This is a genomic window from Dyella jiangningensis, assembly GCF_003264855.1.
Taxonomy (GTDB): Bacteria; Pseudomonadota; Gammaproteobacteria; order Xanthomonadales; family Rhodanobacteraceae; genus Dyella; species Dyella jiangningensis_C.
Map to the genome: position 1 here is coordinate 761,179 of NZ_NFZS01000001.1, position 23,358 is coordinate 784,536.

The window sequence follows — 23,358 nt, forward strand, 5'->3', positions numbered from 1 at the left end:
GCGAAAAGCCTACGAAGCGGCACGCCGTAACACTGCGGTCGCGCACTGGGTGCGCTCCTACAGAAGTGGCGTTGTTACGCCGCCAACAACGCCGCCAAATGCTCCGGATCCCGCGCCAGCGCATGCGCTCCGGCCTTCTCCAGCTCCTCGCGGCTACCAAAACCCCACAACACACCCAGTCCACGCACGCGATTGGCCACCGCACCGTCGATGTCGAAATGACGGTCGCCGATCATCGCCGTCTCTTCCGGCCTCGCGCCGAAATCCTCGAGGGCAGCCTTGATCATCGTCGCCTTCTCGCTATGCGCGCTGGACGGATCCGGGCCGTATAGACGGCTGAACGCACCGCCGAACGGCAGGTGCTCGATGATCGGCCGGGCATGCCGCTCCGGCTTGCTGGTCACTACGGCGAGTGTGTGGCCAGCGGCCTGCAGGCGCTCGATCATCGTGTCGATGCCGGGATATACCGTGTGCTCCTGCCAGCCGATGGCATGGAAGCGTTCGTGGTAGTAATCCACAGCGAGTTCAATGCGATCGTGATCATGGTCCAGCAGCGGCGCAAAGCTGTGCCGCAGCGGCGGGCCGATCCAGTGGCGCATTTCCTGCGGATGTTCCACGCCCAGCTGCGTCAGCGCATGGCGGACGCTGCCCAGGATGCCGATTTCCGAATCGATCAGCGTGCCGTCGAGGTCGAACAGACAGAGCATTACTTGCCTGCACGCGCCTTGAGGGCCGCCACGGCCGGGAGTTCCTTGCCTTCGAGGAATTCGAGGAAGGCGCCGCCGCCGGTGGAGATGTAGGACACCTCATCGGCGATGCCGTACTTGTCCACGGCCGCCAGCGTGTCGCCGCCGCCGGCGATGGAGAAGGCCGGCGACGCCGCCACAGCGCGGGCCAGCGTCTCGGTGCCATGGCCGAACTGGTCGAACTCGAACACGCCGACCGGGCCGTTCCACACCACGGTGCCGGCCTTGGCGATCATCTCGGCGTAGCGGCGCGCGGTCTCGGGGCCAATGTCCAGGATCATCTCGCCGTCCTTCACCTGGTCGACCGGCTTCACCGTGGCCGGCGCGTGCGCGGAGAACTCCGGCGCCACCACCACGTCGACCGGAATCGGCACGTCGGCGTTGCGGCGCTTGGCATCGGCGATGACCTTTTTGGCGGCCGGGATGAGATCCGGTTCATAGAGTGAATTGCCGACCGAATAACCCATGGCCGCGATGAAGGTGTTGGCGATGCCGCCGCCCACAATCAGCTGGTCCACCTTGCCGATGAGGTTTTCCAGCAAGGTCAGCTTGGTGGAAACCTTGGAGCCGGCCACGATCGCCAGCAGCGGATGCGCCGGTTGTTCCAGGGCCTTGCCCAGCGCGTCCAACTCGGCCGACAGCAGCGGGCCGGCGGCGGCGATCGGGGCGAACTTGATCACGCCATGCGTGGAAGCCTGGGCGCGGTGCGCGGTACCGAAGGCATCCATCACGAAGATGTCGCACAACGCCGCGTACTTCTTCGACAGGGCTTCGTCATCCTTGCCTTCGCCGACATTCATGCGGCAGTTTTCGAGCACCACCACTTCGCCGTCGGCCACCTCGACGCCGTCGAGGTAATCGGCGACCAGGCGCACCGGCTGGCCCAGCTTGTCGCCCAGCCACTTGGCGACCGGCGCCAGCGAGGATTCGGCGTCGAACTGGCCTTCCTTCGGACGACCCAGGTGCGACAGCACCATCACCTTGGCGCCGGCATCGCGGGCGGCCTTGACGGTGGGCAGGGCGGCATCCAGGCGCTGGGTGGAGGTGATGTGGCCGTTCTCGATCGGCACGTTCAGGTCTTCGCGGATCAGCACGCGCTTGCCGCGCAGATCAAGATCGCTCATGCGGGTAACGGACACGGCGGAACTCCCTTGGCTTGGATTCGTATGGGCGCCGGCAGGCGCGAATCGCGTATTGTCCCGCCCGCTCCCCGGCTATGCAAACCACGCGGCAGGTATCCTAGGCGGCGGGTATTTCCCTTCGAGGACATGGATATGGGCCAGGATCGGGTGTTGTACGGCTATTGGCGCTCCAGCGCGGCCTATCGGGTGCGCATCGCGCTGAACCTCAAGGGGCTCGCTTACGAGTCGCGCGCGGTGCATCTGGTGAACAACGGCGGGGAGCAGCACGCACCCGACTACAGGGCGCTCAATCCGCAGGAGCTCGTGCCTTGCCTCGTCGATGGCGGACAGGTGCTCACCCAGTCCATGGCCATCGTCGAATACCTCGATGAAACGCATCCGACGCCGCCTTTGCTGCCTGCGGACCCTGCCGGACGCGCTCGTGTGCGGGCGTTGGCGCAGGTGGTTGGCTGCGACGTGCACCCGCTGGGCAATCTGCGCGTGCTGCAGTACCTGGTGAACGGCATGGGCCTGGATGAGTCCGCCAAGGGCGTGTGGTCGCGGCACTGGATCGGTGAAGGCTTGCGCGCGCTGGAGGCGACGCTGTCCGGCCATGTGGCGACGGGGCGCTTCTGCCACGGCGATACGCCGACGCTGGCCGACATCTGCCTGGTTCCGCAGCTCTACAACGCCATTCGCTGGAAACTGTCGCTCGACGACTACCCGACCATCCAGCGCATCTACGACGCCTGCCAGGCGCTGGAGGCGTTCCAGCGCGCGGCGCCGGAGGCACAACCCGACGCCCCGGCGACGTAAGCCGTCGTGGCCGGTTTCTGGGGGAACCTGTGGTGCTGGCAGCGCGGAAGGCAGGGCAGCGGTTACGACAAGCTGCTGCTCGCCGGCACGCTGTGGCCGCTGCCATGCGATTGCTATCTGCTGCGCTTTCCGACCGGTGCCTCGGTGCCGCCGCATACCGACCGCGTGGCGCAGGGCAGGCACTACCGGCTGAACATCATCCTGCATGCGCCGCGCCGCGGTGGCGAGTTCGTGTGCGCGCGGCCCATCCATGCCAGTCGCCGCATCAAGCTGTTTCGACCGGACGTGGAAGAGCACAGCGTCACGACGATCGACGAAGGCACCCGCTGGGTGCTCAGCATCGGCTGGGTACGTGGCGCGCGGGGCGGCGATACCCGCCCCGCGGCTTAAGGTCGATCAGAAGCCCAGACCGTACGGATCGTTGCCGACCAGTTCGGCCGATTCCGAGTTGCCGCTTTCGGACAGGCGGATCTTGAGGGCGAGACCATCGCGCGAGTCGGCCTTGTTGAGCGCCTCGTCGAGTTCGATGCGGCCTTCCTTGTACAGGCGATACAGCGACTGGTCGAAGGTCTGCATGCCTTCCTGCAGGCTGCGGTCCATCGCTTCCTTCACGTCGTGCACCTGGCCGCGGCGAATCATGTCGCGGATCAGCGGCGTATTGAGCAGCACTTCCACCGCCGGCAGGCGACGGCCGTCCTTGCCGATCACCAGGCGCTGGCTGATCACCGCGCGCAGGTTGAGCGCGAGGTTCATCAGCACGTTCTTGTGCGCCGATTCCGGGAAGAAGTTGAGGATGCGCTCCAGCGTCTGGTCGGCGTTGTTCGAGTGCAGCGTCGCCAGGCAGAGATGGCCGGTTTCGGAGAACGCGATGGCCGCTTCCATGGTGTCGGTGTCGCGGATCTCGCCGATCATGATCACGTCCGGCGCCTCGCGCATCGCGTTGCGCAGGGCCTCGTGGTAGCTGTGCGTGTCCAGGCCGACTTCGCGCTGGTTCACGATCGACTTCTTGTGGCGGTGCAGGTATTCGATCGGATCCTCGATGGTGAGGATGTGGCCCGAGGAGTTCTGGTTGCGGTGGTCGATCATCGCGGCCAGCGTGGTCGATTTGCCCGAGCCGGTCGCGCCGACCACCAGGATCAGGCCGCGCGGCTCCATGATCAGCTCGCGGAAGATGGTCGGTAGCTGCAGCTGGTCGATGCTGGGGATTTCGCTCTTGATCGCGCGAATCACCATGCCCACTTCGCCGCGCTGCTTGAACACGTTGATGCGGAAGCGGCCGGCTTCCTTCACCGCCAGCGCCATGTTCAATTCCAGGTCGCGCTCGAACTGGGGCACCTGGCCTTCGTCCATCAGCGAGTAGGCGATCTTCTTCACCATGCCGCTCGGCAGGCCGGTATTGCCTAGCGGGTAAAGCTTGCCCTCGACCTTGATGTTCACAGGGGCGCCCGTCGTCAGGAACATATCCGACGCGCCCTTGTCAACCATTAGCTTGAGGAAGTAACCGATGTCCACTCGAATCCCCTAATTTCGTGCGCATTGCTAAAGTCGATTATGCCCGCCCACAATACGCTGCGACACTCCGAGAGGACTGAGTGATGGTGCACATCTTTTCCCCGCTGTCTGGCCGCCCGAAAGGCGTCCGTTCGGCGGTTTCGACCCTGGCGCTGGCCACGACGCTGGCGCTTTTCGGCTGCGCGAGCGTGCCGCCACCGGACGGGGCCATGAATCAGGCGCAGGTCCAGCTGCAGGCGGCACGCGATGCCGATGCCGCCGATTACGCGCCGGTCGACCTGGGCTTTGCCCAGAACAAGTTCCAGCAGGCCCAGAACGCCATGGCCAGCCGCAAGTACGACGACGCGGCCACCCTGGCGGACGAGGCTCGCGCGGACGCCGAACTGGCCCGCGCCAAGGCGCGCCTGGCCGCCGCCCGGTCGCAGATCCAGAGCAAGACCAACGCCAATCGCCAGCTGCGCGAGCAGATCGAGCAATCGCTTTCCGAGCAGCAACAGCAGGACCAGTCGCAGAACTCGGGCCTGCCGGCGCAGCAGCAGACCCAGGACATGCCGGCGCCGCCGAGCTCTTCGCTCGAACCCATGCCGGAGGGCCAGGGTTTCCAGACGCTGCCGCAGAACAATCCCCAGCCCGTACCCCAGGTGAACCGTGACGACCAGGGAGGCCACCTATGAAATCCCTGACCCTACGACTCTCCGCCGTGCTCCTGGCGCTGGCCGCCACCGGCGTGGCACAGGCCGCCAAGGAAGACATGGACGTGGCTCGCCTGACCAACAGCCTTGACCAGCTGTCCGGCGATCCCAGCCTGGGCGCCTACGCCCAGGCCGAGCAGGCCCGCGCCCGCGATGCCGTGAACCAGCTGGCCCAGGCCCGCTCGCGTGACCGCGCACACGCCCTGTACCTGGCCGAGCGTCGCGTCGACCTGGCGCGCGCCACGGCGCAGCTGCAGGACGCCCAGCAGCAGATCAACCGGCTCGACCGCGAGCACGACCAGATCCAGCTCGACGGCAGCCGCCGCGAGGCTGAAATGGCCCGCCGCGAGCTGGAGCGCCAGCGCCTGCAATACCAGATGGAGCAGGAGGAATCCGCCCGCCAGCTGGCTGCCGGTGCCGAGGCGACTGCCCAGGCCCAGGCCCAGGCCGAGCAGGCCAAGAAGGTCGCGGCAGCCCAGGCCCGCGTAGCCAACGCCGCCAAGAAGCAGGCCGAGCTGGCCGCCCAGGCCGCCAAGCTGATGCGTTCGCAGATGCAGCAGGGCGACAACGGTTCCTCGGACAAGGACCAGGGCAAGTAAGCCCCGCGGGCCGTGTCCGTTGCCATCGAAGGCCGGCCGGGCTTGGCCCCGCCGGCCTTCGTTTTTGGGGCTCCGGGCCTGTGCGAAGCGGCTTGGCGAGCGCATTGTTCAAGGATCGGCAAGCGCTTGTTCGGGTTCCGCAAAAGACTGTTCTGGCAGCTTTTTTCTGCCGATCGACTGCGTCATCCCATCCCGAATATGACGCTTGCATGGCTCCATGGCCGGGAGTAGGGTCAAGTTCCCAGGGGGCACCTTCGCACCCTGGGTCACCGACCTGAATCATGCACTCATCCTTCCCCTCCAAACGTTCTCCATGGACCGGTCAAACGGCATGGATCGCGGGTGTGTGCGTGCATTCCTCGTCAGCGGGCGCCGCTCACAAGTGCTCGCCGTTCTCTCCAGAGGAGGTTGCATCATGTTTGAAAACCAGCAGCGTGATGATGTCGAAGCTTTGATGAAGGCCGACGCGGAGTTCCGTCGGCTGTACCAGCACCATCGGGAGCTCGACAGCAAGGTGCACGACGCCGAGATCGGCGTACTTCCCATCGATGACATGACGTTATCGGGCATGAAGAAGGAGAAGCTCCACGCCAAGGAGCGACTCCAGCGCATGTGGGACACCCGAGCGCACCGCATCAACTGAATCTGCGAGGTTTCGCATGAACGCGGCCCCGGAAGCCTCCCGCAAGGGAACGGTTTCCGGGGCCGCAGTATTTCCGGGGAAAGTCGAGGGTCACGATGCCTCGGTTATGATCGTGCCCCTTGTCGGCCGCTCCGGTAGCGCCGGCGCACAACCCAAGGAGTTCCCATGACGGTCCACCAGAGTGTCCTCGAACTGATCGGACGTACCCCGATGGTACGCGCGCAGCGCCTGGACGTCGGACCGTGTGAACTCTTCCTCAAGCTGGAAAGCGCCAACCCCGGCGGTTCGGTCAAGGACCGCATCGGCCTGTCGATGATCGAAGGCGCCGAGAAGGCGGGAAAGATCCGCCCCGGCGACACGCTGGTGGAGGGCACCGCCGGCAACACCGGACTCGGCCTTGCGCTCGTCGCGCAGCAGAAGGGTTACCGCCTCATCCTGGTGGTGCCCGACAAGATGAGCCGCGAGAAGATCTTCAACCTCAAGGCGATGGGTGCCGAAGTCGTGCTCACCCGTTCGGACGTGGCGAAGGGCCACCCCGAGTACTACCAGGACATGGCCGAGCGTATCGCGCGCGAAACACCGGGCGCGTACTTCATCAACCAGTTCGGCAACCCGGACAACCCGGCGGCGCACATCGCGACCACGGGCCCGGAAATCCTCGAGCAGCTCGACGGAAGGGTCGACGCCGTTGTCGTCGGCTGCGGCTCGTCGGGCACGTTGAGCGGCCTGTCCAAGTTCTTTGCTGAGCGGTCGCCAAACACGGAGTTCGTGCTGGCCGATCCGGTCGGTTCCATTCTTGCTCAGTACATCAACGACGGGACACTCTCGACCAAGTCGGCCAGTTGGATGGTGGAAGGCATCGGCGAAGATTTCCTTCCCTCCATCAGCGACTTCACCCGCGTGAAGAAGGCCTATGCGATTCCCGACAAGGAGAGCTTCCTGGTGGCGCGAGAGTTGTTGGCGAAAGAGGGCATCCTCGGTGGTTCGTCCACCGGCACGCTGCTGGCCGCCGCACTGCGCTATTGCCGCGAGCAGACCACACCCAAGCGGGTGGTGACGCTGGTGTGCGACACGGGCAACAAGTACCTGTCGAAGATGTACAACGACTATTGGATGCTCGACAACGGCTTCCTCGAACGCGAGCAACATGGTGACCTGCGTGACCTGCTGCTGCGCCCCTTCGCGCAGCGCGACACGGTGGTAGTTGGCCCGAACGAGCTGCTGATGACGGCCTATACGCGCATGAAGCTTTACGACGTGTCGCAGCTGCCGGTGATGGACGGCAACCGACTGGTCGGCATCCTCGACGAGTCGGACGTGCTGATGCATGTGCATGCGGACGAAAGCAAGTTCCGCGATGCCGTGTCCACCGCCATGATCACCAACCTGCAGATGCTGGACGTGCGCTCGCCGATCGAGTCGCTGCTGCCGGTGTTCGATCGCGGCCACGTGGCCATCGTGGTGGATGGCGACCAGTTCCTTGGCCTGATCACGCGGATCGATCTGCTGAACTACCTACGACGCAAGGTGCATTGATCGGCGGCGACCGATGCGTCCACGATGGCGCATCGCATCGTCGATCCTTCGCCATGATAAGTTTGTTGAAATCGCGCGCGTCCAAAGTCGCTGCCCGCGATGGGATATTCGCGCCCTTTCGAAGGAGTAAGAGGTATGTGTGGAATCGTTGCTGCCGCCGCCCAACGTGACGTGGCACCGCTGCTTATCGTCGGACTCAAGGCGCTGGAATACCGTGGCTATGACTCCGCCGGCCTGGCCGTGCTCGACCGCGGCGAGATCCACCGCGTGCGAGCCAAGGGCAAGGTGCGCGAGATGGAATCGCTGTACCTGGCCGATCCGTTCCCAGGCAGCACCGGCATCGCCCACACGCGCTGGGCCACGCACGGCGTGCCGAACGAAGCGAACGCGCATCCGCACATGGCCGGCAGCGTGGCGCTGGTACACAACGGCATCATCGAGAACTACGCGACGCTGCGGGCGGACCTGCAGGCGCGCGGCCATGTCTTCACCTCGGAAACCGATACCGAGGTGATGGCCGCGTTGATCAACGAACACATGGAAGCCGGCCTGGGCCTGCGCGAAGCCGTGCTGGCGACCGTGCGCGAGCTGGAAGGCGCGTACGCCATCGCCGTAGTGAGCAGCAAGGAACCCGGGCGCGTGGTGGGCGCGCGCCATGGCGCGCCGCTGCTGGTGGGCGTGGGCATCGGCGAACACTTCCTGGGCTCGGACGCGCAGGCGCTCATCCAGGTCACCAACAAGATCATCTATCTCGATGAGGACGATGTCGCGGATATCACCCGCGACAGCGTGACCATCTACACGCTCGACGGCGACCGCGTCGAGCGCCCCGTGAACGAGAGCGAGCTCTCCGCGGATGCGGTGGAGCGAGGTGAATTCCGCCACTACATGCAGAAGGAAATCTTCGAGCAGCCCAACGCCGTGGCCGCCACGCTCGAAGCGCGCATCGGGCCGCATGGCGTGCTGCCGGCCATCTTCGGCGTCGATGGCGACGAGATGCTGTCCAAGGTGCGCGGCGTGCACATCATCGCCTGTGGCACCAGCTATCACGCCGGCCTCGTGGCCAAGTACTGGCTCGAAGAACACGCGCGCCTGCCGGTGGCGGTGGAAGTGGCCAGCGAGTATCGCTATCGCGAAGCCGTGGTGCCCGATGGCACGTTGTTCGTCGCCATCTCGCAATCCGGCGAAACGGCAGACACGCTGGCGGCCATGCGCGAATCGCGCCGTCGCGGTTATCTCGGCACGCTGGCCATCTGCAACGTGCCTGAGTCCTCGGTGGTTCGCGAAGCGGACCTCAAGCTGATGACGCGCGCCGGCCCGGAAATCGGCGTGGCTTCCACCAAGGCATTCACCACCCAGCTCGCCGCGCTGGCGCTCATGACGCTGCATCTGGCCCAGCAGCGCGGCCTGGACCGCGCACGCTACATCGACCTGTGCACCCAGCTGCAGCATATGCCGCGCGCCATCGAGAACGCGCTCAAGCTCGAGCCCCAGGTCATCGAACTGGCCGAGCACCTCATCCACCGCCAGCACGCGCTGTTTCTTGGCCGCGGCGTGCAGTACCCGGTGGCACTGGAAGGTTCGCTCAAGCTCAAGGAAATTTCCTACATCCACGCCGAAGCCTACCCGGCCGGCGAGCTCAAGCATGGCCCGCTGGCGCTGGTGGACGAAAACATGCCGGTCATTGCCGTGGCGCCCAACGGCCCGCTGCTGGACAAGCTGAAGTCCAACCTGCAGGAAGTGCGCGCCCGTGGCGGCGAGCTACTCGTCTTCGCCGACGGCGAAGCCAGCCTCGAAGGCAACGGCACCCGCGGCGTCACCCTGCGCATCAACGGCGGCGGCGACTTCATCGCGCCCGCGGTATTCACCATTCCGTTGCAGTTGCTGGCCTACCACGTGGCCGTGCTGCGCGGCACCGACGTGGACCAGCCGCGTAACCTGGCGAAGTCGGTGACGGTGGAGTAATGCTCAAAACAATGCGGCGCGATTGCGCGGCATTGTTTTGATGTCCTATGGCTCAAGCGGTTCAAGATCGCCCGTAAGCGTCCTCCAGCCTGACGATATCGTCTTCGCCGAGATAGCTGCCTGATTGCACCTCGATAATCTCGAGTGGCACTTTGCCAGGATTGCGCAGGCGATGAACGCTACCCAGTGGAATATAGGTGCTCTGGTTTTCGCCGAGGAGAAAGGCCCGGTCGTCACAAGTTACTTCGGCGGTGCCGGAAACGACGATCCAATGCTCGGCGCGGTGGTGATGCTTCTGCAGACTAAGTGCTGCGCCTGGCTTGACTACGATGCGCTTGACCTGGAATCGATCTGCCGACTCGAGCGAGTCATAGCTGCCCCAGGGACGGCGAACCACACGATGGAGGGAATGCTCTGGGCGCCCAGCGGCTTTCAACTCGTCTACCACGCGCTTGACGTCCTGAGCCGCATCGCGGTGGGCCACCAGGGTGGCGTCCGGCGTGCTGACCACGATCAGGTCATGAACGCCGACAGTTGCCAGCAGATGATGGTCATGCGAGCGAAGCAGGGAGTTGCAAGTATCGACGGCGATGGTGTCGCCTTCGCGGAGGTTGCCTTGTGCATCACGCGCACCCGCGAGCCACAGCGCGGACCATGAGCCAATGTCGCTCCAGTCGCATTTCACTGGGATAACCACGGCGCGCTGGGTTTTCTCCATCACGGCGTAGTCGATGGAGTTGTCCGGCACCTTGGAAAAAGCATCGGTGCTAATGCGAACGAAATCGAGGTCCGATTTGGCCGAGGCATGGGCGGCACTTACTGCCGCGAGCATATCCGGCGCATGCTGTCCGAGTTCCTCCAGGTATACGGAGGCTTTGAACATGAACATGCCGGAGTTCCAGTCGTAGCTGCCATCGTCCAAATACGACTGCGCCGTGGCGAGGACGGGCTTCTCGACGAATTGGGCTACGCGGAAAGCGCCATCAGTGATTGCCTCGGCGCGGCGAATGTACCCGAAACCGGTTTCAGGGCGGTCCGGGCGAATGCCGAAGGTAACCAGCCAGCCCTCGTTGGCTGCGGGCAAGGCGGCTGCCACCCCGTCAGTGAAGCTCTTGGCGTCACCAATCAGGTGATCTGCCGGCAACACCAGCAGGATTGCCTCCGGATCGCGTTCGATTGCCTGTAGAGCACCCAGGGCAATTGCCGGGGCGGTATTGCGCGCGACCGGTTCGAGCACGATGGTGGCGCCTTCGATCCCGGATTCGAGCAGCTGCTCGGCGGCAAGAAAGCGATGATCCTCGCTAGCTACCACGACCGGCGAGGCAGCGTCGGGTAACTGCTGAGTGCGTGCGACGGTTTGCTGGAACAGCGTTCCCTGTCCGGTCAACGACAGGAACTGCTTAGGCAGGTTCTTGCGCGACACAGGCCACAGCCGAGTGCCGCTGCCGCCGCTGAGAATCAGTGGAATCAACATGGTTCACAATCCTTTGGATGCAAGTTCGCGAATGACTTGGGCCAGCCCTTCATCCCAGTCGGGCAGCGTAACCGCGAACTGCCGCTGAAAGCCCGAGTTGTCCAGCACTGAGTAGGCCGGGCGCCTGGCAGGCGTCGGGAAGTCGGTGGTGCCTATGGCCTGCACATCGGGCTTGCACGAGAGCAGACCCGCATCGGCGGCCTGTTCGAAGATGGCTGAGGCAAAGCCGTGCCAGGTGGTCGCACCACTGGCAACTAGATGATGGATGCCCTCAAGCGCCTCGCGCTCGACACCGTTGGCGGCAAGCCAACGCTGCAGTGCGATCAGGGTGCCGTCCACGATCAAGGCCGTGGAGGTCGGTGCGCCATGCTGGTCGGCAACCACCTTTAGGTGGTCTCGCTCGGCGCCAAGCCTCAGCATCGTGCGCAGGAAGTTGTTCCCGTACGGGGCATAGACCCAAGCCGTGCGGAAGATGAGGTGGTGCGCCCCGCTATCGCGCAGCGCCTGCTCGCCGGCGAGCTTGCTGCGACCATAGGCTCCCAGTGGCGAAGTGACAGCGTTCGTTGCATACGGGCGTTGGGATGAACCGTCGAACACATAGTCGGTGGAATAGTGCACGACCAGTGCATGGTGACGCGCGGCCCACTCACCGATCGCGCCGACGGCGGTGCCGTTGACCTGAGTCGCGAGGCCTTCTTCTAGTTCCGCCTTGTCCACAGCGGTATATGCCGCGGCATTGACGATTACGTCTGGACGAAGACGATCCAGCAGTTCGCACAGGTGGCAGGGAGAGGTCAGGTCCCCTGCCTCGCCTTCGCCACCGTCGATGAGCTGGCCGTTGCGGCAAACCGGAAACAGCGTGCCAAGAGCCGCCAGCCCACCGTCACGAAGGAAGCTGCGGCCTAGCTGGCCATTGGCGCCTAGCAGGGCGATCCTCAACGCTGGTACTCCGGCAGCCTGTCCTGAGGAACCTCTTTGAGTAGCAAGGCCTTTTCGTCTTTGCCGGACAGCAATGGATGGCTGATGGGCCAGTCCACAGCAATGTCGGGGTCATTCCAGCGCACGCCGGCATCGGCGATAGGGTCGTACAGCGCTGTGCATTGGTAAGCGAAGGTGGCGAACTCCGACAGCACGCAGAAGCCGTGGGCGAAACCCTCCGGTATCCAGAAGTGCCGATGATTTTCCGCCGTCAGCACGACTCCTTCCCATCGACCGAAGGTGGGTGAGCCGCGTCGGATGTCGACGGCGACGTCAAAAACCTCGCCTTCGAGCACGCTTACCAGCTTGCCCTGCGGGTTTGGCCATTGATAGTGCAACCCGCGCAACACGCCCTTGGCCGACCGCGAAACGTTGGATTGCACGAGCGCGCCTGTAATGCCGGCCTCGTGGAACTTCGCCTGGTTGTAACTCTCGTAGAAGAAACCGCGCGAGTCACCGAATACCTGTGGCTCGATGACCATGGCACTAGGAAGGGTAGTCTCGATCACCTTCATGCCACGTAGCCCTGCTGGGTGAGGTTGCGCAGATATTGACCATAGCCAGTCTTGGAAAGAGGTTCTGCCAGCTGCAACAACTGCTCGGCGTTGATCCAGCCGCTGAGGAAGGCAATCTCCTCGGGACAGCACACCTTCAGGCCCTGACGGTGTTCGATGGTCTGAATGAAATTGCCGGCTTCCATTAGTGATTCGTGCGTGCCGGTATCCAGCCAAGCGTAGCCTCGACCGAGTTGCTCCAGGTGAAGCGAATCGTCGGACAGATAGCAACGATTGAGGTCGGTGATCTCGAGCTCTCCTCGGGGCGACGGTCTCAGTTGGCTGGCATACTCGCAGGCACGGCCATCGTAGAAATACAGTCCAGTTACCGCATAGCTGGATTTGGGCTTGGCTGGCTTTTCCTCCAGGCCGATGACTTTGCCACTTGCATCGAACTCGGCTACGCCGTAGCGCTCGGGGTCACGCACCCAGTAACCGAACACGGTCGCACCGTGCTCGCGGGACGCTGCGCGACGCAGCCGTTCGGTGAGGCCAACGCCGTAGAAGATATTGTCGCCGAGCACCAGGCAGCTTGGGTCGGTGCCCACGAAATCGCGACCGATCACGAAGGCCTGCGCCAGGCCGTCGGGCGATGGCTGCACGGCATATTTGATCTTGATACCCCACTGCGAGCCGTCGCCGAGCAGTCGTTGGAACAGTGCCTGCTCGTGTGGCGTGTTGATCACTAGGATCTCCCTGATGCCAGCCAGCATCAGAGTCGCTAAGGGGTAATACACCATGGGCTTGTCATAGACAGGCAACAGCTGTTTGCTGACGGCCTGGGTGATTGGATAAAGCCGGGTGCCGGATCCACCGGCAAGGATGATGCCCTTGGTGGTGGTCATACGCCGAGGCGCTCCATACGGTAACTGCCATCGAGCACGCGGTCCGTCCAACTATGATTCGACAGGTACCAGTCGACAGTGAGTTCAATGCCGCTTTCAAAGGTTTGCGACGGGCGCCAGCCGAGTTCATCCTGCAATTTGCTCGAATCGATCGCATAGCGGCGGTCGTGGCCCGGGCGATCCTTGACGAACGTGATCAGGGATTCGCGCTCATGGCCACTGGCAAGTGGCCGTCGGGTATCAATGAGTGCGCAAATGGTCTTCACGACCGTGATGTTCTCGCGCTCTGCGTTGCCGCCGACGTTGTAGGTCTCGCCAATGCGTCCAGCTTCCAGCACCCGCTGGATTGCAGAGCAATGGTCGCCTACGTACAGCCAGTCGCGGATATTCAGGCCGTCGCCGTATACAGGCAGCGGCTCGCCGGCCAACGCCTTCTGAATGATCAGTGGGATGAGCTTTTCGGGGAACTGATATGGCCCGTAATTGTTGGAGCAATTGGTCGTGACGGTTGGCAGGCCATATGTATGGTGGAACGCCCTCACCAGATGATCGGACGCTGCCTTAGAAGCAGAGTAGGGCGAGTTCGGGGCGTAGGCGGTAGTTTCTTTGAACTTGCCTTCGGCGCCGAGCGAACCGTAGACCTCGTCGGTGGATACGTGCAGGAAACGGAACGATTCGCGTGCCTGGCCTTCGAGTTCGCGCCAGTAGTCGCGGGTACATTCAAGCAGCCCGAGCGTGCCTACTACGTTGGTTTCGACGAAGGCGGCGGGTCCATCAATGGAGCGATCAACATGCGATTCGGCGGCGAAATTCACCACGGCATCGGGGCGGTGTTCGGCCAGCAGCCGCCGGCATAGCGTGCGATCGCCGATATCCCCTTGCACGAAAACGTGCCTGGTGTCAGCCCCGATCGAGGACAGGGTACTCAGGTTGCCAGCATAGGTGAGCTTGTCCAGATTGATCACCCGGTTCCCCTGGCGCACGGCCTGAAGCACGAAATTGGCCCCGATGAACCCGGCTCCGCCGGTTACTAGCAATGTCTTCATAGATCCCTGATGGCGGCATGGTGGTGCACCGCGGTTGTGTCATGACTCAACTGAAGGAAAAGCTTACTATTTGACGGCCCACAAGCCTATGCTGAACGGTTTTCGCGGTAAGGAAGTGGCAGGTTTGCCACGGCCCGGGCCGGTCCCGACAGCTTTGGTAGGGGATCATTGTCGGCCATGTCCCAAAAACGTGTTGTCGACTCATAACTGGCGGAATTCATGGCGAAAAAGACCACCACCCCGTTCGGCCTGGGTACTCGGGCCATCCACGCTGGGCAGCATGCGGACCCGGCCACCGGCGCCATCATGACGCCCATTTACGCGACGTCGACCTACGTGCAAAGCAGCCCGGGCGTTCACAAGGGCTACGAGTACTCACGCACCCAAAATCCCACCCGAATGGCCTATGAACGCTGCGTGGCTGACCTGGAAGGAGGGCGGGCCGGTTATGCATTCGCTTCTGGCCTTGCGGCGGCGAGCACCGTACTCGACCTACTCGAGAGCGGTAGTCATGTCATTGCGATGGACGATCTGTACGGTGGCACCTACCGCCTCTTCGAGCGAGTCCGTCGCCATTCCGCCGGCTTGGATTTCAGTTTCCTAGACCTCAATGATCTGGGTGCGCTAAAGGCGGCTCTTCGTCCGAATACACGCATGATCTGGGCGGAGACGCCGACCAATCCGATGCTCAAGTTGGTTGACCTTGCCAAACTTGGCGCATTCGCGAAAAAGCATGGGCTGATCTTGGTCGTTGACAACACGTTCTGCTCTCCCATGCTGCAGCGCCCACTTGAGTTCGGCGCGCATCTGGTTCTTCATTCAGCGACGAAATACCTCAATGGCCATTCCGACATGGTCGGCGGCATTGTGGTGGTGGGCGATGACCCTGTCCTCGAGGAACGCATGGGCTTCCTGCAGAACTCGGTGGGTGCGGTGGCGAGTCCGTTCGATTCGTTCCTGGCCATGCGCGGACTGAAGACGCTGCACTTGCGCATGCAAGCTCACTGCGAGCACGCGCTGGAGCTCGCGCGATGGCTGGAAAAGCACCCGGCCGTCAATCGTGTGATTTACCCTGGCCTGAAGAGCCACCCACAGCATGCACTGGCCCGCCGGCAAATGGACGGTTTTGGAGGCATCATCAGCATTGAGGTGTATGGTGGTCTGCGCAAGGCGCGTCGTATGCTTGAGCGCTGCCATCTGTTCGCACTGGCCGAATCGCTGGGTGGCGTCGAAAGCCTCATTGAGCACCCCGGCGTCATGACTCACGCCTCGGTTCCTGCAGCCAATCGAAAGCGGTTGGGCATCAGCGATGGTCTCATTCGCCTGTCCGTCGGTGTGGAGGATGTTGAAGATCTCAGGGCGGAACTCTCCGTTGCTCTGTCCTGATTTCGTCATTAAGTCATTTCGATAAGTACAGCAGGGAAACTCTGGCTACATGAGTTCATTGATTGAAGCGGCGGGCAAGCGACTGCGAGGCCCATTTTCCGCACTGATTGAACATCGATCATTAACCATCGAGCTGGCCAAGCGCGACATTCTTGGGCGTTATCGCGGCGCGAGTTTCGGCTTGCTGTGGTCGCTCATAAGTCCGTTTTTGATGCTGGGGGTTTATACCTTTGGTTTCGGCTTCATCATGAAGAGTCGCTGGCCTCAGACTAACGGCACAGACACGCACTTCTCGGTGATCTTGTTCGTTGCGCTCATCGTCCATGGTTTTTTTTCCGAGTGCCTCAATCGTTCGCCTTCGCTCATCACGTCGCAGCCTAACTTCGTGAAACGGGTGATCTTCCCCTTGGAAATCTTGCCCTGGTCCATGTTGCTCTCGGCATTGTTTCACTCGCTCATGAATGTGCTTGCATTCATACTCCTAAGGCTTGCCATGGAGGGCACGATCGCTTGGACAGTGGTCTATCTGCCGCTGGTGATGCTGCCGTTGATCCTGCTGACGCTAGGTATATCCTGGCTACTGGCCGCGCTTGGTGTTTATTTGCGAGATATCGGGCAGATAACCCCAGTGCTCGCGACGGCTCTCTTGTTTCTGTCATCGGCGATGTATCCTTTGTCGGCCGTGCCCGAGCGATATCGCTTCTATTTCGAGCTCAATCCCCTGACGTTTATCATCGATCAGGCGCGTGAGGTTGGGCTCTGGGGGCATTCCCCGAACTGGCTGGGGTTGTTCCTCTACGCCCTTGGGGGACTTTTCGTGTCATACGTTGGCTACGCCTGGTTCAAAGCAACGCGTAAGGGTTTTGGCGATGTCCTCTGAATGCGCCATTCGCGTCAACAACCTGAGCAAGTCGTTCCCGATCTATGACAAGCCGTATCATCGCCTACTTCAAATGGTGGCGCCTGGCCCGAAACAGCGCTGGTTCCGGGAGTTTCAGGCCCTTAAGGGCGTCGACCTTTCCGTCGCTCGTGGCGAAACGCTTGGCATCGTCGGGCGAAATGGCTCGGGCAAATCGACGCTGTTGCAGTTGATCTGCGGCACTCTCACTCCCACAAGCGGAACGGTGGAGGTGCAAGGGCGCATCGCTGCACTATTGGAACTCGGGTCGGGCTTCAACCCCGACTTTACCGGTCGCGAGAATGTGTACCTCAACGGTGCAGTGCTGGGACTAACTCAAGAAGAAATCCGCGAACGCTTTGACGAAATCGCTGAATTTGCGGAGATTGGCGAGTTTATCGAGCAGCCTGTAAAGAGCTATTCGAGCGGCATGTATGTGCGCTTGGCATTTGCGGTTGCTATCAACGTCGATCCGGAAATCCTGATTGTCGACGAGGCACTTTCAGTTGGCGATGAAGCTTTTCAGCGCAAATGCTTCGCGCGCATTAACAAGATCAGGGATGCTGGGGCCACTGTGCTTTTTGTATCTCACTCAGCTGGCGCGGTAACCGAGCTGTGTGATCGAGCACTGCTGCTGGATCACGGTGAGCTCTTGCTTCAAGGCGCGCCAAAGTTCGTGGTGTCGCGATATCACAAGATGCTATATGCGCCAGCGGAACGCGTTGCCGCGATCCGCGAGTCGATTCGCAACCACGAAGACGAAAGCCCATACTCCCTGAGCGCGGCGCATTCGTCTGACGGCGACGCGAGGATCGAAGCTGTCCCCGGTGGTGCGACGGTTGCGGACGACGATAGTGAGGCTTACCTAGACGAGGGACTCGTGCCCAAAAGCACGCTTTCTTATGAGGACCTGGGCGCAGTCATCGAGGATGCTCACATCGAGACCCTCGGTGGGCGTCGAGTCAATGTCCTGAAGTCTGGTAACCGATATACATACGTCTACAACGTGCGCTTTCATGTGGCGGCCGAGGCCGTGCGTTTCGGCATGTTGATAAAGAGTGTGACCGGACTCGAGTTGGGAGGCGGGCAGTCCGCCACACTCGAGGACACCTTGCCGTTGGTTGAAGGGGGGAGTGTCCTGACCGTGCGTTTCCAGTTCCGTTGCTTGATGGCTCCTGGTGCGTACTTCCTCAATGCCGGAGTGCTCGGCAGGGTGGGGGATGGCGAGGTCTACCTCAACCGGCAGATCGACGTGGCGATGTTCCGGGTGATGCCTGATCCCCAGCGTCTGGCCACTGCAATGGTGGACTTCGAGATTAGCCCTTCGGTTGAATTCTGACAGGCTTGTCCCGCAGCGTTGGCAGCAACGGGAGGAGTAGACTCCCCGCCCTTTACCTGTACGCGTTCAGCTTATTCGTTCAATTATTTCAGTAAAGCCGCACACGTAAGCCTGGGCTAGACTTGTTTTTAGGCACGCTCGCTAGCGGCGGATGGCCGTCATAACCGCATTTGGTGCGCGGACATGGCATGGCTAGACGCCGGCTTTCCCTGAGATGAATTTGCAGTGCCCGGCACGGTATGGAGCCGCGTGGGCGCCTAAACGAGCGATTTTCATCGCTCAAGTTCGACCGGTAACGCCTCGGTACGCTTTTGAAGCAAGGTATGGTATGCAATTTTCAACACTTGGCAGAATGCTAGAGCGGCTGGTGCGCAGCGTTAAAGGCAAACTGCGGGCAAATGCGTCTGGGGCTGATGTAGAGGGAATGGTTGTGAGAACAGATGAGAGCCGCGCAGGGGGCGGTGAGGGGCTGGCCTGCATATCGCTAGCGGATTCCGGACTATTCGACCGGGGCTGGTATCTGTCGATGTATGAGGATGTTGCGCGTCATGGGGTTGATCCACTGGATCACTATCTCAACAACGGTTGGCGAGAGGGTCGGTCGCCAAGCGCGTTCTTCGACGCCCGATGGTACCTTTATCACTACAAGGACGTGATGGAGGCATCGGTCGAACCGCTCAATCACTATCTGTCCAATGGTTTTGCAGAAGGGAGAATGCCTAACCCATTCTTCGACGATGAGTGGTACATAGGTACGATCGAGCGTGAGTTTGACGAAAAGGATCTGACCTCCTACGCGATTTACCTTAAGCGTGGATTGGCATCTGGTCACTCCCCTTTGCCCGAGCTGCAACCACTTTATTGGGCAAGAAAAGACGTGCCCGCCGATGCGTACGGCCAGTACAAGCGACTGGTTGCTGCGATGCGGCCGTGGTGGGAACGATTTGGCCGAGCAAAAGTGGCCATACTCGCGGCCTTGTACAGTCCCTATGAAGACAGTTCGTTGCTGTCCAACGCGGGGAGTGATGCGATAGAGAAGTTCATAGGTTTCCTTGAGCTCGCATGGACCGAGAATGCACCCCCGGGCCCACTTTTCCAGGAAAGCTATTACGAGCGCGTCCTGTGGAATCGGGGAATCGTGCGGCAGCCGGGCGAAACATTGCTGCAGCACTACCTTCGCGCCGGGTTTGATCTGCGCCTCGTACCCACCGCCAATTTCGACGATGCTGCTTACTATCAGCAGAATCCCGATATAGACCCATCGTTCTGTTGGGGGTTCGAACACTTCATCAAGAATGGCGTGTTCGAAGGCCGTCGTTCGACTCGCGCTCCTCGCCCGGTAATTGCGCAACTCATGATGCAGGGAAATGATCGTGAAGCGCGTATCAACAACTGGAAGTACTTCCTTTCATCCTGCGGCGAGTCTTTGGAATTGGATGGCGTCTATCAGCGCGTATCCCATTACGCAAAAGTAGTCGACGACATCTTCCGCTCCTCCGCATTCGGGGAGACCATGAGGCGGGCCGTTCGCATCGAGCCCGCTATCGGTGACCCGGAGGATATTAGCGATGTACTTGTCCCGCCCTTTCATGATGCACGTGACATGGCGCGGCGCGCTCTGCGCGAACGGTTGCTGCAGGCTCACTACGATACCGTCGTTTGCGTGCCGTGGATTCGAACGGGAGGTGCGGACCTCGTTGCCTGCCAGATCAGCCAAGCCATCCGCGACGCCCGCCCGGACGAGTCCGTACTCATCGTGCGTACGGATCAGCCTCATTTCGATCGCCCGGAATGGGTGCCACACGGTGTGAGCGTCATTGATGCGTCGGACATCTTCAAATGTCTGCCGCCCATTGACGCGCAACTGTTGCTATACGGCATGCTGATGGGGCTCGCGCCGACGCGGGTGGTCAATGTCAACAGTCGCCTGTGTTGGGACACGCTGGCTCGATTTGGTTCGCGGCTATCAAATAGCATTCATTTGTATTCCTACCTGTTTTGTTGGGACCACACACCGCGCGGCTTTCGTGCAGGTTATCCCAGCGAATTTTTCCCCGAGACCGCGCACAATCTCAGCGCGATCTTCACGGACACGGTGTATTTGAAGAACGAGTTGGACGGCATTTACCGGCCTCCTGCCTCCATCCGTGATCGGATCATTCCACTCTTTTCTCCCGCGAAGACTGACGTCATCGGGCCAGCCATGGTGGAAGTAAGCGTGGGGCGGGCTAAACATCGACGTCGCTGGAAAGTTTTGTGGGCCGGAAGGCTTGATCGTCAAAAGCGGTTCGACCTTGTCCAAGAGATCGCGAAGGCCATGCCAGACGTCGATTTCCTTTGTTGGGGTTCGGCGCTTCTGGATGCGCCGCCGAATCATGAAAAAACCCCTGTCAACCTGAAGCTTCATGAGGGGTTCTCATCATACGATGAGCTGCCGTTGGATGATGCGGATTTATGGCTGTTCACCTCCGAATGGGAGGGCATGCCAACCCTTCTTGTCGAATTGGCTCACAGAGGCGTAAGCATCGTCGCAAGCGCAGTTGGCGGGGTGCCCGAACTCATTGATGAGGAAACGGGCTGGCCGGTGAACCAAGTGCGCAGTATTGATGCCTATGTGTCGGCCATTCGAGAATCGCTGGCTTCGCCCGCACAGCGCGTGGCGCGGGCCGTGAAGCTTCGGGAGCGTGCCCGTGCACGCCATAGCATGGCGTCGTATGTAAAGCAGATCTCTGAAGTTTTGAACAACGAGGGTGCGGTTTGATGCAGATTTCAGCCATTTTGACGGGCCACTCGGAAGGTCTGCTTAGCGGCCCGTCCATAGCGAGTTTTCGCGAAGCGATTGACTTCGCCCGTGGCCAGGGCATTTCTGTTGAGCCCATTGTCATCCTAGATCGTCCCAGTGCGTTGACTCGAGAGATGTTCGTGGACGCCAAGTCTTGGGGCGGAACCTTATTCACTACTGAATTTGGTGATCCTGGTTTGGCGCGGAATCATGGCGTGGTGCAAGCAACGGGAGACTTTGTCACTTTCCTCGACGCAGATGACTTATGGAGCTTCAACTGGCTTGCGGCAGCTCACGCGCTTTGCGTGCGTGAAAACCGGGACGTCATTGCGCATTCTCAACTCAACATGATCTTTGGGCGTGAGCGCGCATACTGGCTGCATGTGGATTCCGAGCACCCTGACTTTGATCCTGGCTACTTGCAAATAGGTAATTACTGGGACGCACTTTCTTTTGCGCCACGGCACATCTTCCAGGATATTCCGTTTCATAAGAATGAGCTCTCGACCGGATATGGGCATGAGGATTGGCACTGGAACTGTTTGACCTTGTCCAAGGGCTACCCGCATAAGCCAGTGCAGGATACGGTTCACATGAAGCGTCGGCGCCTTGGTTCCCAAAGCGCCAGAGCGAACAGCAGTGACGTAGTGCCGTGGCCAACAGACATGGTGCTGTTCACGGTCTGATCTGCCGTCGTGAGCTAGATTGCGCATGGGTTGTACATCAGTCGCCACCCCGCCTGGTACCACTTTTCGCAAGCGGCAAAACTACGTATGCAAGAGATGCAGAACAAGAAATTGATTGTTGTCCTGGGTATGCACCGTAGCGGTACGAGTGCAGTCACTCGTTCGCTCCAGACCTTGGGGGTGGATCTGGGGGATGCACTCGTTCCTGCCGTGGCCGGTGACAACGACAAGGGATTCTGGGAAGACGCAGATACGCTGTCGATCAACCAAGACATCATGTCGGCACTGGATGTCAGCTGGTGCCCGTTGAGCCCGTATCGATGGTCCAGGATCGATGCGGACAAGATGCAGGAGTTCCGATTGCAGGCCATGGAGCTCCTGATCGGTAAACTCAAGGACGTGCCCGCGTTTGGCCTCAAGGATCCGCGTCTGACTAGGCTCCTGCCGTTCTGGCAGCCGATTTTTCGGGAGCTTGGCGTTGATGTGCACTATGTGCTGGTGGTGCGCAATCCACTCAGCGTTGCGGCATCGCTGAAGCGTCGAAATGGTTTCGCCGAGTTTCGCAGCCATTTGCTTTGGCTAAGGCACGTCGTGCCCAGTTTCTTGGATACCTGCGGGTTGCCCCGGGTCGTAGTCAGCTATGAACGGATGATGGCTGATCCGGAGGTGCAGCTGCGCCGGATCGCTGCTGGCCTGGATATGCCCCTGAACGAAGAGTCGAGCGCGTTTCTCGATTACACCCGAAACTTTCTCAGCCCGGAATTGCAGCATGAGCACCACACCGTCGACGAGCTCGATGTTGCCGGCGACGACGTGCCTGTCCAACTCCGGCATGTCTATGCGGCGCTGCGAGGCATGGCCAGTGACGCGATTTCTGACGGCGACTCGACGATCTACGAACTCTTCCTTGAGGTCGACAGATATCTCTCCGGCATGGAGAGCAGCCTTGCTTACATCGATCGATTGGAGGAGCGCAACGAGGAGTTGCTGCACACTATTCCGACAGAAGCGGTGGCCCGGATCGCTGAGCTGGAGTCGGCCTACCAGAAGCTCGCGGAAGGACAAGCCTGGCTCGAATCCCAGCGCGATGAATGGGAAAAGCTGGCCGAGAGCCGAGAGCAACATGTGGCTGAGCTTACTGAGTCGATAAAGGTAAGCGAGCAGCTTCGGTACACGTCTTCGGCGGAATTGACCAGTCGCGTGGCCGAACTCGAGTCGGCCTATCAAGCGCTCTCGGAAGGACAGGCATGGCTCGAGTCCCAGCGCGACGCATGGGAGAAGTTGGCCGCAATCCGGGAGCAGCGTATCGCCGAACTTTCCGCATTGGTCAAAGAGTTCGATCGGGCGCAGCACCCGGCCCTGCCGGAGGTGCGCGGTCGCCTGACGGAACTGGAGGTGGCCTATGACGCGCTGCTCAATGGAAACACGTGGCTGGAGTCTCAGCGCGATGCGTGGGAGAAACTGGCAGCAAGCCGGGACCAGCGCATAGCCGAGCTATCTGTGGCACTGAAGAAGTACGAAGAGGGCAACGCCTGGCTGGAATCACAACGGCAGGCCTGGGAATTGCAGGCCAAGGCGTTTGCGGCACGCTTGTTGGAGTTCGAAGGTCACTCGTCCGAGTCGACGCAGGGCGTTTGAAGGACATTGCCATTGCCCGCTTTCTCGCCGTGCCTGGACGGCACGGCATTTAGGAAATGGTCCTGCGGATTGATCGTGATGCGACTGTGCCTGATTCAGACT

21 protein-coding genes are annotated in these 23,358 nt (G+C 61.2%); 13 read left to right on the top strand and 8 right to left on the bottom strand.

Annotated elements, in window-relative coordinates:
* Positions 1–74: 74 nt before the first annotated feature.
* Positions 75–707 carry an HAD hydrolase-like protein gene (locus tag CA260_RS03355; RefSeq protein ID WP_111981015.1) on the bottom strand — a complete coding sequence of 211 codons (633 nt, stop codon included), beginning with the start codon at positions 705–707 and terminating at the stop codon, positions 75–77.
* A complete protein-coding gene (locus tag CA260_RS03360) occupies positions 707–1,885 on the bottom strand; it encodes a phosphoglycerate kinase (protein ID WP_111981016.1) in 1,179 nt (392 codons plus the stop codon). The genes CA260_RS03355 and CA260_RS03360 overlap by 1 nt, the downstream gene beginning before the upstream one ends.
* 135 nt (positions 1,886–2,020) lie before the next feature.
* On the opposite strand from CA260_RS03360, the gene maiA reads away from it, so the two are divergent.
* Both maiA and CA260_RS03370 read left to right on the top strand, forming a co-directional pair.
* Positions 2,021–2,683 (top strand): maleylacetoacetate isomerase, encoded by a 663-nt coding sequence (gene maiA, locus CA260_RS03365; RefSeq protein ID WP_111981017.1) that lies wholly within the window; start codon positions 2,021–2,023, stop codon positions 2,681–2,683.
* A 6-nt stretch (positions 2,684–2,689) separates the two neighbouring features.
* Positions 2,690–3,073 carry a 2OG-Fe(II) oxygenase gene (locus CA260_RS03370; RefSeq protein WP_111981018.1) on the top strand — a complete coding sequence of 128 codons (384 nt, stop codon included), beginning with the start codon at positions 2,690–2,692 and terminating at the stop codon, positions 3,071–3,073.
* A 6-nt stretch (positions 3,074–3,079) separates the two neighbouring features.
* Here the strand turns inward: CA260_RS03370 and CA260_RS03375 are convergent, their stop codons facing one another.
* Positions 3,080–4,195: a PilT/PilU family type 4a pilus ATPase gene (locus CA260_RS03375; RefSeq protein WP_038615136.1), complete on the bottom strand. Its 1,116-nt coding sequence runs from the start codon at positions 4,193–4,195 to the stop codon at positions 3,080–3,082.
* Positions 4,196–4,404: 209 nt separating this feature from the next.
* On the opposite strand from CA260_RS03375, the gene CA260_RS03380 reads away from it, so the two are divergent.
* From CA260_RS03380 to glmS, 5 genes are all read left to right on the top strand, one after another.
* Positions 4,405–4,869, top strand: coding sequence for a DUF4398 domain-containing protein (locus CA260_RS03380; RefSeq protein WP_238149599.1), 465 nt, complete (start codon positions 4,405–4,407; stop codon positions 4,867–4,869).
* A complete protein-coding gene (locus tag CA260_RS03385; RefSeq protein ID WP_111981021.1) occupies positions 4,866–5,486 on the top strand; it encodes a DUF4398 domain-containing protein in 621 nt (206 codons plus the stop codon). The genes CA260_RS03380 and CA260_RS03385 overlap by 4 nt, the downstream gene beginning before the upstream one ends.
* Before the next feature lie 415 nt (positions 5,487–5,901).
* Positions 5,902–6,129, top strand: coding sequence for a YdcH family protein (locus tag CA260_RS03390; protein ID WP_038623482.1), 228 nt, complete (start codon positions 5,902–5,904; stop codon positions 6,127–6,129).
* Between the two features lie 165 nt (positions 6,130–6,294).
* Positions 6,295–7,665: a pyridoxal-phosphate dependent enzyme gene (locus tag CA260_RS03395; RefSeq protein WP_111981022.1), complete on the top strand. Its 1,371-nt coding sequence runs from the start codon at positions 6,295–6,297 to the stop codon at positions 7,663–7,665.
* A 135-nt stretch (positions 7,666–7,800) separates the two neighbouring features.
* Positions 7,801–9,630, top strand: a complete 1,830-nt coding sequence (gene glmS, locus CA260_RS03400; RefSeq protein ID WP_111981023.1) for a glutamine--fructose-6-phosphate transaminase (isomerizing) — start codon at positions 7,801–7,803, stop codon at positions 9,628–9,630.
* 61 nt (positions 9,631–9,691) lie between these two features.
* On the opposite strand, the gene CA260_RS03405 is transcribed toward glmS, so the two are convergent.
* From CA260_RS03405 to rfbB, 5 genes are read right to left on the bottom strand one after another with little or no spacing between them, the layout of a single operon-like run.
* Positions 9,692–11,104 (bottom strand): mannose-1-phosphate guanylyltransferase/mannose-6-phosphate isomerase, encoded by a 1,413-nt coding sequence (locus tag CA260_RS03405; protein WP_111981024.1) that lies wholly within the window; start codon positions 11,102–11,104, stop codon positions 9,692–9,694.
* Positions 11,105–11,107: 3 nt separating this feature from the next.
* Complete coding sequence (gene rfbD, locus CA260_RS03410) at positions 11,108–12,043, bottom strand: dTDP-4-dehydrorhamnose reductase (protein ID WP_111981025.1); 936 nt, start codon at positions 12,041–12,043, stop codon at positions 11,108–11,110.
* Positions 12,040–12,597: a dTDP-4-dehydrorhamnose 3,5-epimerase gene (rfbC, locus tag CA260_RS03415; RefSeq protein ID WP_111981026.1), complete on the bottom strand. Its 558-nt coding sequence runs from the start codon at positions 12,595–12,597 to the stop codon at positions 12,040–12,042. The genes rfbD and rfbC overlap by 4 nt, the downstream gene beginning before the upstream one ends.
* Positions 12,594–13,481 (bottom strand): glucose-1-phosphate thymidylyltransferase RfbA, encoded by an 888-nt coding sequence (gene rfbA, locus CA260_RS03420; RefSeq protein WP_111981027.1) that lies wholly within the window; start codon positions 13,479–13,481, stop codon positions 12,594–12,596. Before rfbA ends, rfbC begins: the two co-directional genes overlap by 4 nt.
* A complete protein-coding gene (rfbB, locus tag CA260_RS03425; protein ID WP_111981028.1) occupies positions 13,478–14,527 on the bottom strand; it encodes a dTDP-glucose 4,6-dehydratase in 1,050 nt (349 codons plus the stop codon). Before rfbB ends, rfbA begins: the two co-directional genes overlap by 4 nt.
* Before the next feature lie 219 nt (positions 14,528–14,746).
* On the opposite strand from rfbB, the gene CA260_RS03430 reads away from it, so the two are divergent.
* From CA260_RS03430 to CA260_RS03455, 6 genes are all read left to right on the top strand, one after another.
* Positions 14,747–15,913: a trans-sulfuration enzyme family protein gene (locus CA260_RS03430; protein ID WP_111981029.1), complete on the top strand. Its 1,167-nt coding sequence runs from the start codon at positions 14,747–14,749 to the stop codon at positions 15,911–15,913.
* Between the two features lie 49 nt (positions 15,914–15,962).
* On the top strand, positions 15,963–16,793 hold the full coding sequence (locus CA260_RS03435) for an ABC transporter permease (RefSeq protein ID WP_111981030.1): 831 nt from the start codon (positions 15,963–15,965) through the stop codon (positions 16,791–16,793).
* Positions 16,783–18,150, top strand: a complete 1,368-nt coding sequence (locus CA260_RS03440; RefSeq protein ID WP_111981031.1) for an ABC transporter ATP-binding protein — start codon at positions 16,783–16,785, stop codon at positions 18,148–18,150. The genes CA260_RS03435 and CA260_RS03440 overlap by 11 nt, the downstream gene beginning before the upstream one ends.
* A gap of 328 nt (positions 18,151–18,478) precedes the next feature.
* Entirely contained in the window at positions 18,479–20,911 is a 2,433-nt protein-coding gene (locus tag CA260_RS03445; RefSeq protein WP_172461705.1) for a glycosyltransferase family 4 protein, read from the top strand.
* The gene (locus CA260_RS03450; RefSeq protein ID WP_111981033.1) at positions 20,911–21,618 is read left to right on the top strand and encodes a glycosyltransferase family A protein; all 708 of its coding nucleotides are present in this window, start codon (positions 20,911–20,913) and stop codon (positions 21,616–21,618) included. The genes CA260_RS03445 and CA260_RS03450 overlap by 1 nt, the downstream gene beginning before the upstream one ends.
* Positions 21,619–21,714: 96 nt before the next feature.
* Entirely contained in the window at positions 21,715–23,256 is a 1,542-nt protein-coding gene (locus CA260_RS03455; protein ID WP_146745275.1) for a hypothetical protein, read from the top strand.
* The last annotated feature ends 102 nt before the right edge of the window (positions 23,257–23,358 follow it).

Bases quoted from the DNA above. Each gene is read 5' to 3' on its own strand.
- glmS (WP_111981023.1), top strand. From the start codon at position 7,801: ATGTGTGGAATCGTTGCTGCCGCCGCCCAACGTGACGTGGCACCGCTG.
- CA260_RS03395 (WP_111981022.1), top strand. From the start codon at position 6,295: ATGACGGTCCACCAGAGTGTCCTCGAACTGATCGGACGTACCCCGATG.
- maiA (WP_111981017.1), top strand. From the start codon at position 2,021: ATGGGCCAGGATCGGGTGTTGTACGGCTATTGGCGCTCCAGCGCGGCC.
- CA260_RS03455 (WP_146745275.1), top strand. From the start codon at position 21,715: ATGCAGAACAAGAAATTGATTGTTGTCCTGGGTATGCACCGTAGCGGT.
- rfbB (WP_111981028.1), bottom strand. From the start codon at position 14,527: ATGAAGACATTGCTAGTAACCGGCGGAGCCGGGTTCATCGGGGCCAAT.
- CA260_RS03385 (WP_111981021.1), top strand. From the start codon at position 4,866: ATGAAATCCCTGACCCTACGACTCTCCGCCGTGCTCCTGGCGCTGGCC.
- rfbC (WP_111981026.1), bottom strand. From the start codon at position 12,597: ATGAAGGTGATCGAGACTACCCTTCCTAGTGCCATGGTCATCGAGCCA.
- CA260_RS03450 (WP_111981033.1), top strand. From the start codon at position 20,911: ATGCAGATTTCAGCCATTTTGACGGGCCACTCGGAAGGTCTGCTTAGC.
- CA260_RS03445 (WP_172461705.1), top strand. From the start codon at position 18,479: ATGCAATTTTCAACACTTGGCAGAATGCTAGAGCGGCTGGTGCGCAGC.
- CA260_RS03405 (WP_111981024.1), bottom strand. From the start codon at position 11,104: ATGTTGATTCCACTGATTCTCAGCGGCGGCAGCGGCACTCGGCTGTGG.
- CA260_RS03380 (WP_238149599.1), top strand. From the start codon at position 4,405: ATGAATCAGGCGCAGGTCCAGCTGCAGGCGGCACGCGATGCCGATGCC.
- CA260_RS03355 (WP_111981015.1), bottom strand. From the start codon at position 707: ATGCTCTGTCTGTTCGACCTCGACGGCACGCTGATCGATTCGGAAATC.
- CA260_RS03390 (WP_038623482.1), top strand. From the start codon at position 5,902: ATGTTTGAAAACCAGCAGCGTGATGATGTCGAAGCTTTGATGAAGGCC.
- CA260_RS03440 (WP_111981031.1), top strand. From the start codon at position 16,783: ATGTCCTCTGAATGCGCCATTCGCGTCAACAACCTGAGCAAGTCGTTC.
- CA260_RS03435 (WP_111981030.1), top strand. From the start codon at position 15,963: ATGAGTTCATTGATTGAAGCGGCGGGCAAGCGACTGCGAGGCCCATTT.
- rfbA (WP_111981027.1), bottom strand. From the start codon at position 13,481: ATGACCACCACCAAGGGCATCATCCTTGCCGGTGGATCCGGCACCCGG.
- CA260_RS03430 (WP_111981029.1), top strand. From the start codon at position 14,747: ATGGCGAAAAAGACCACCACCCCGTTCGGCCTGGGTACTCGGGCCATC.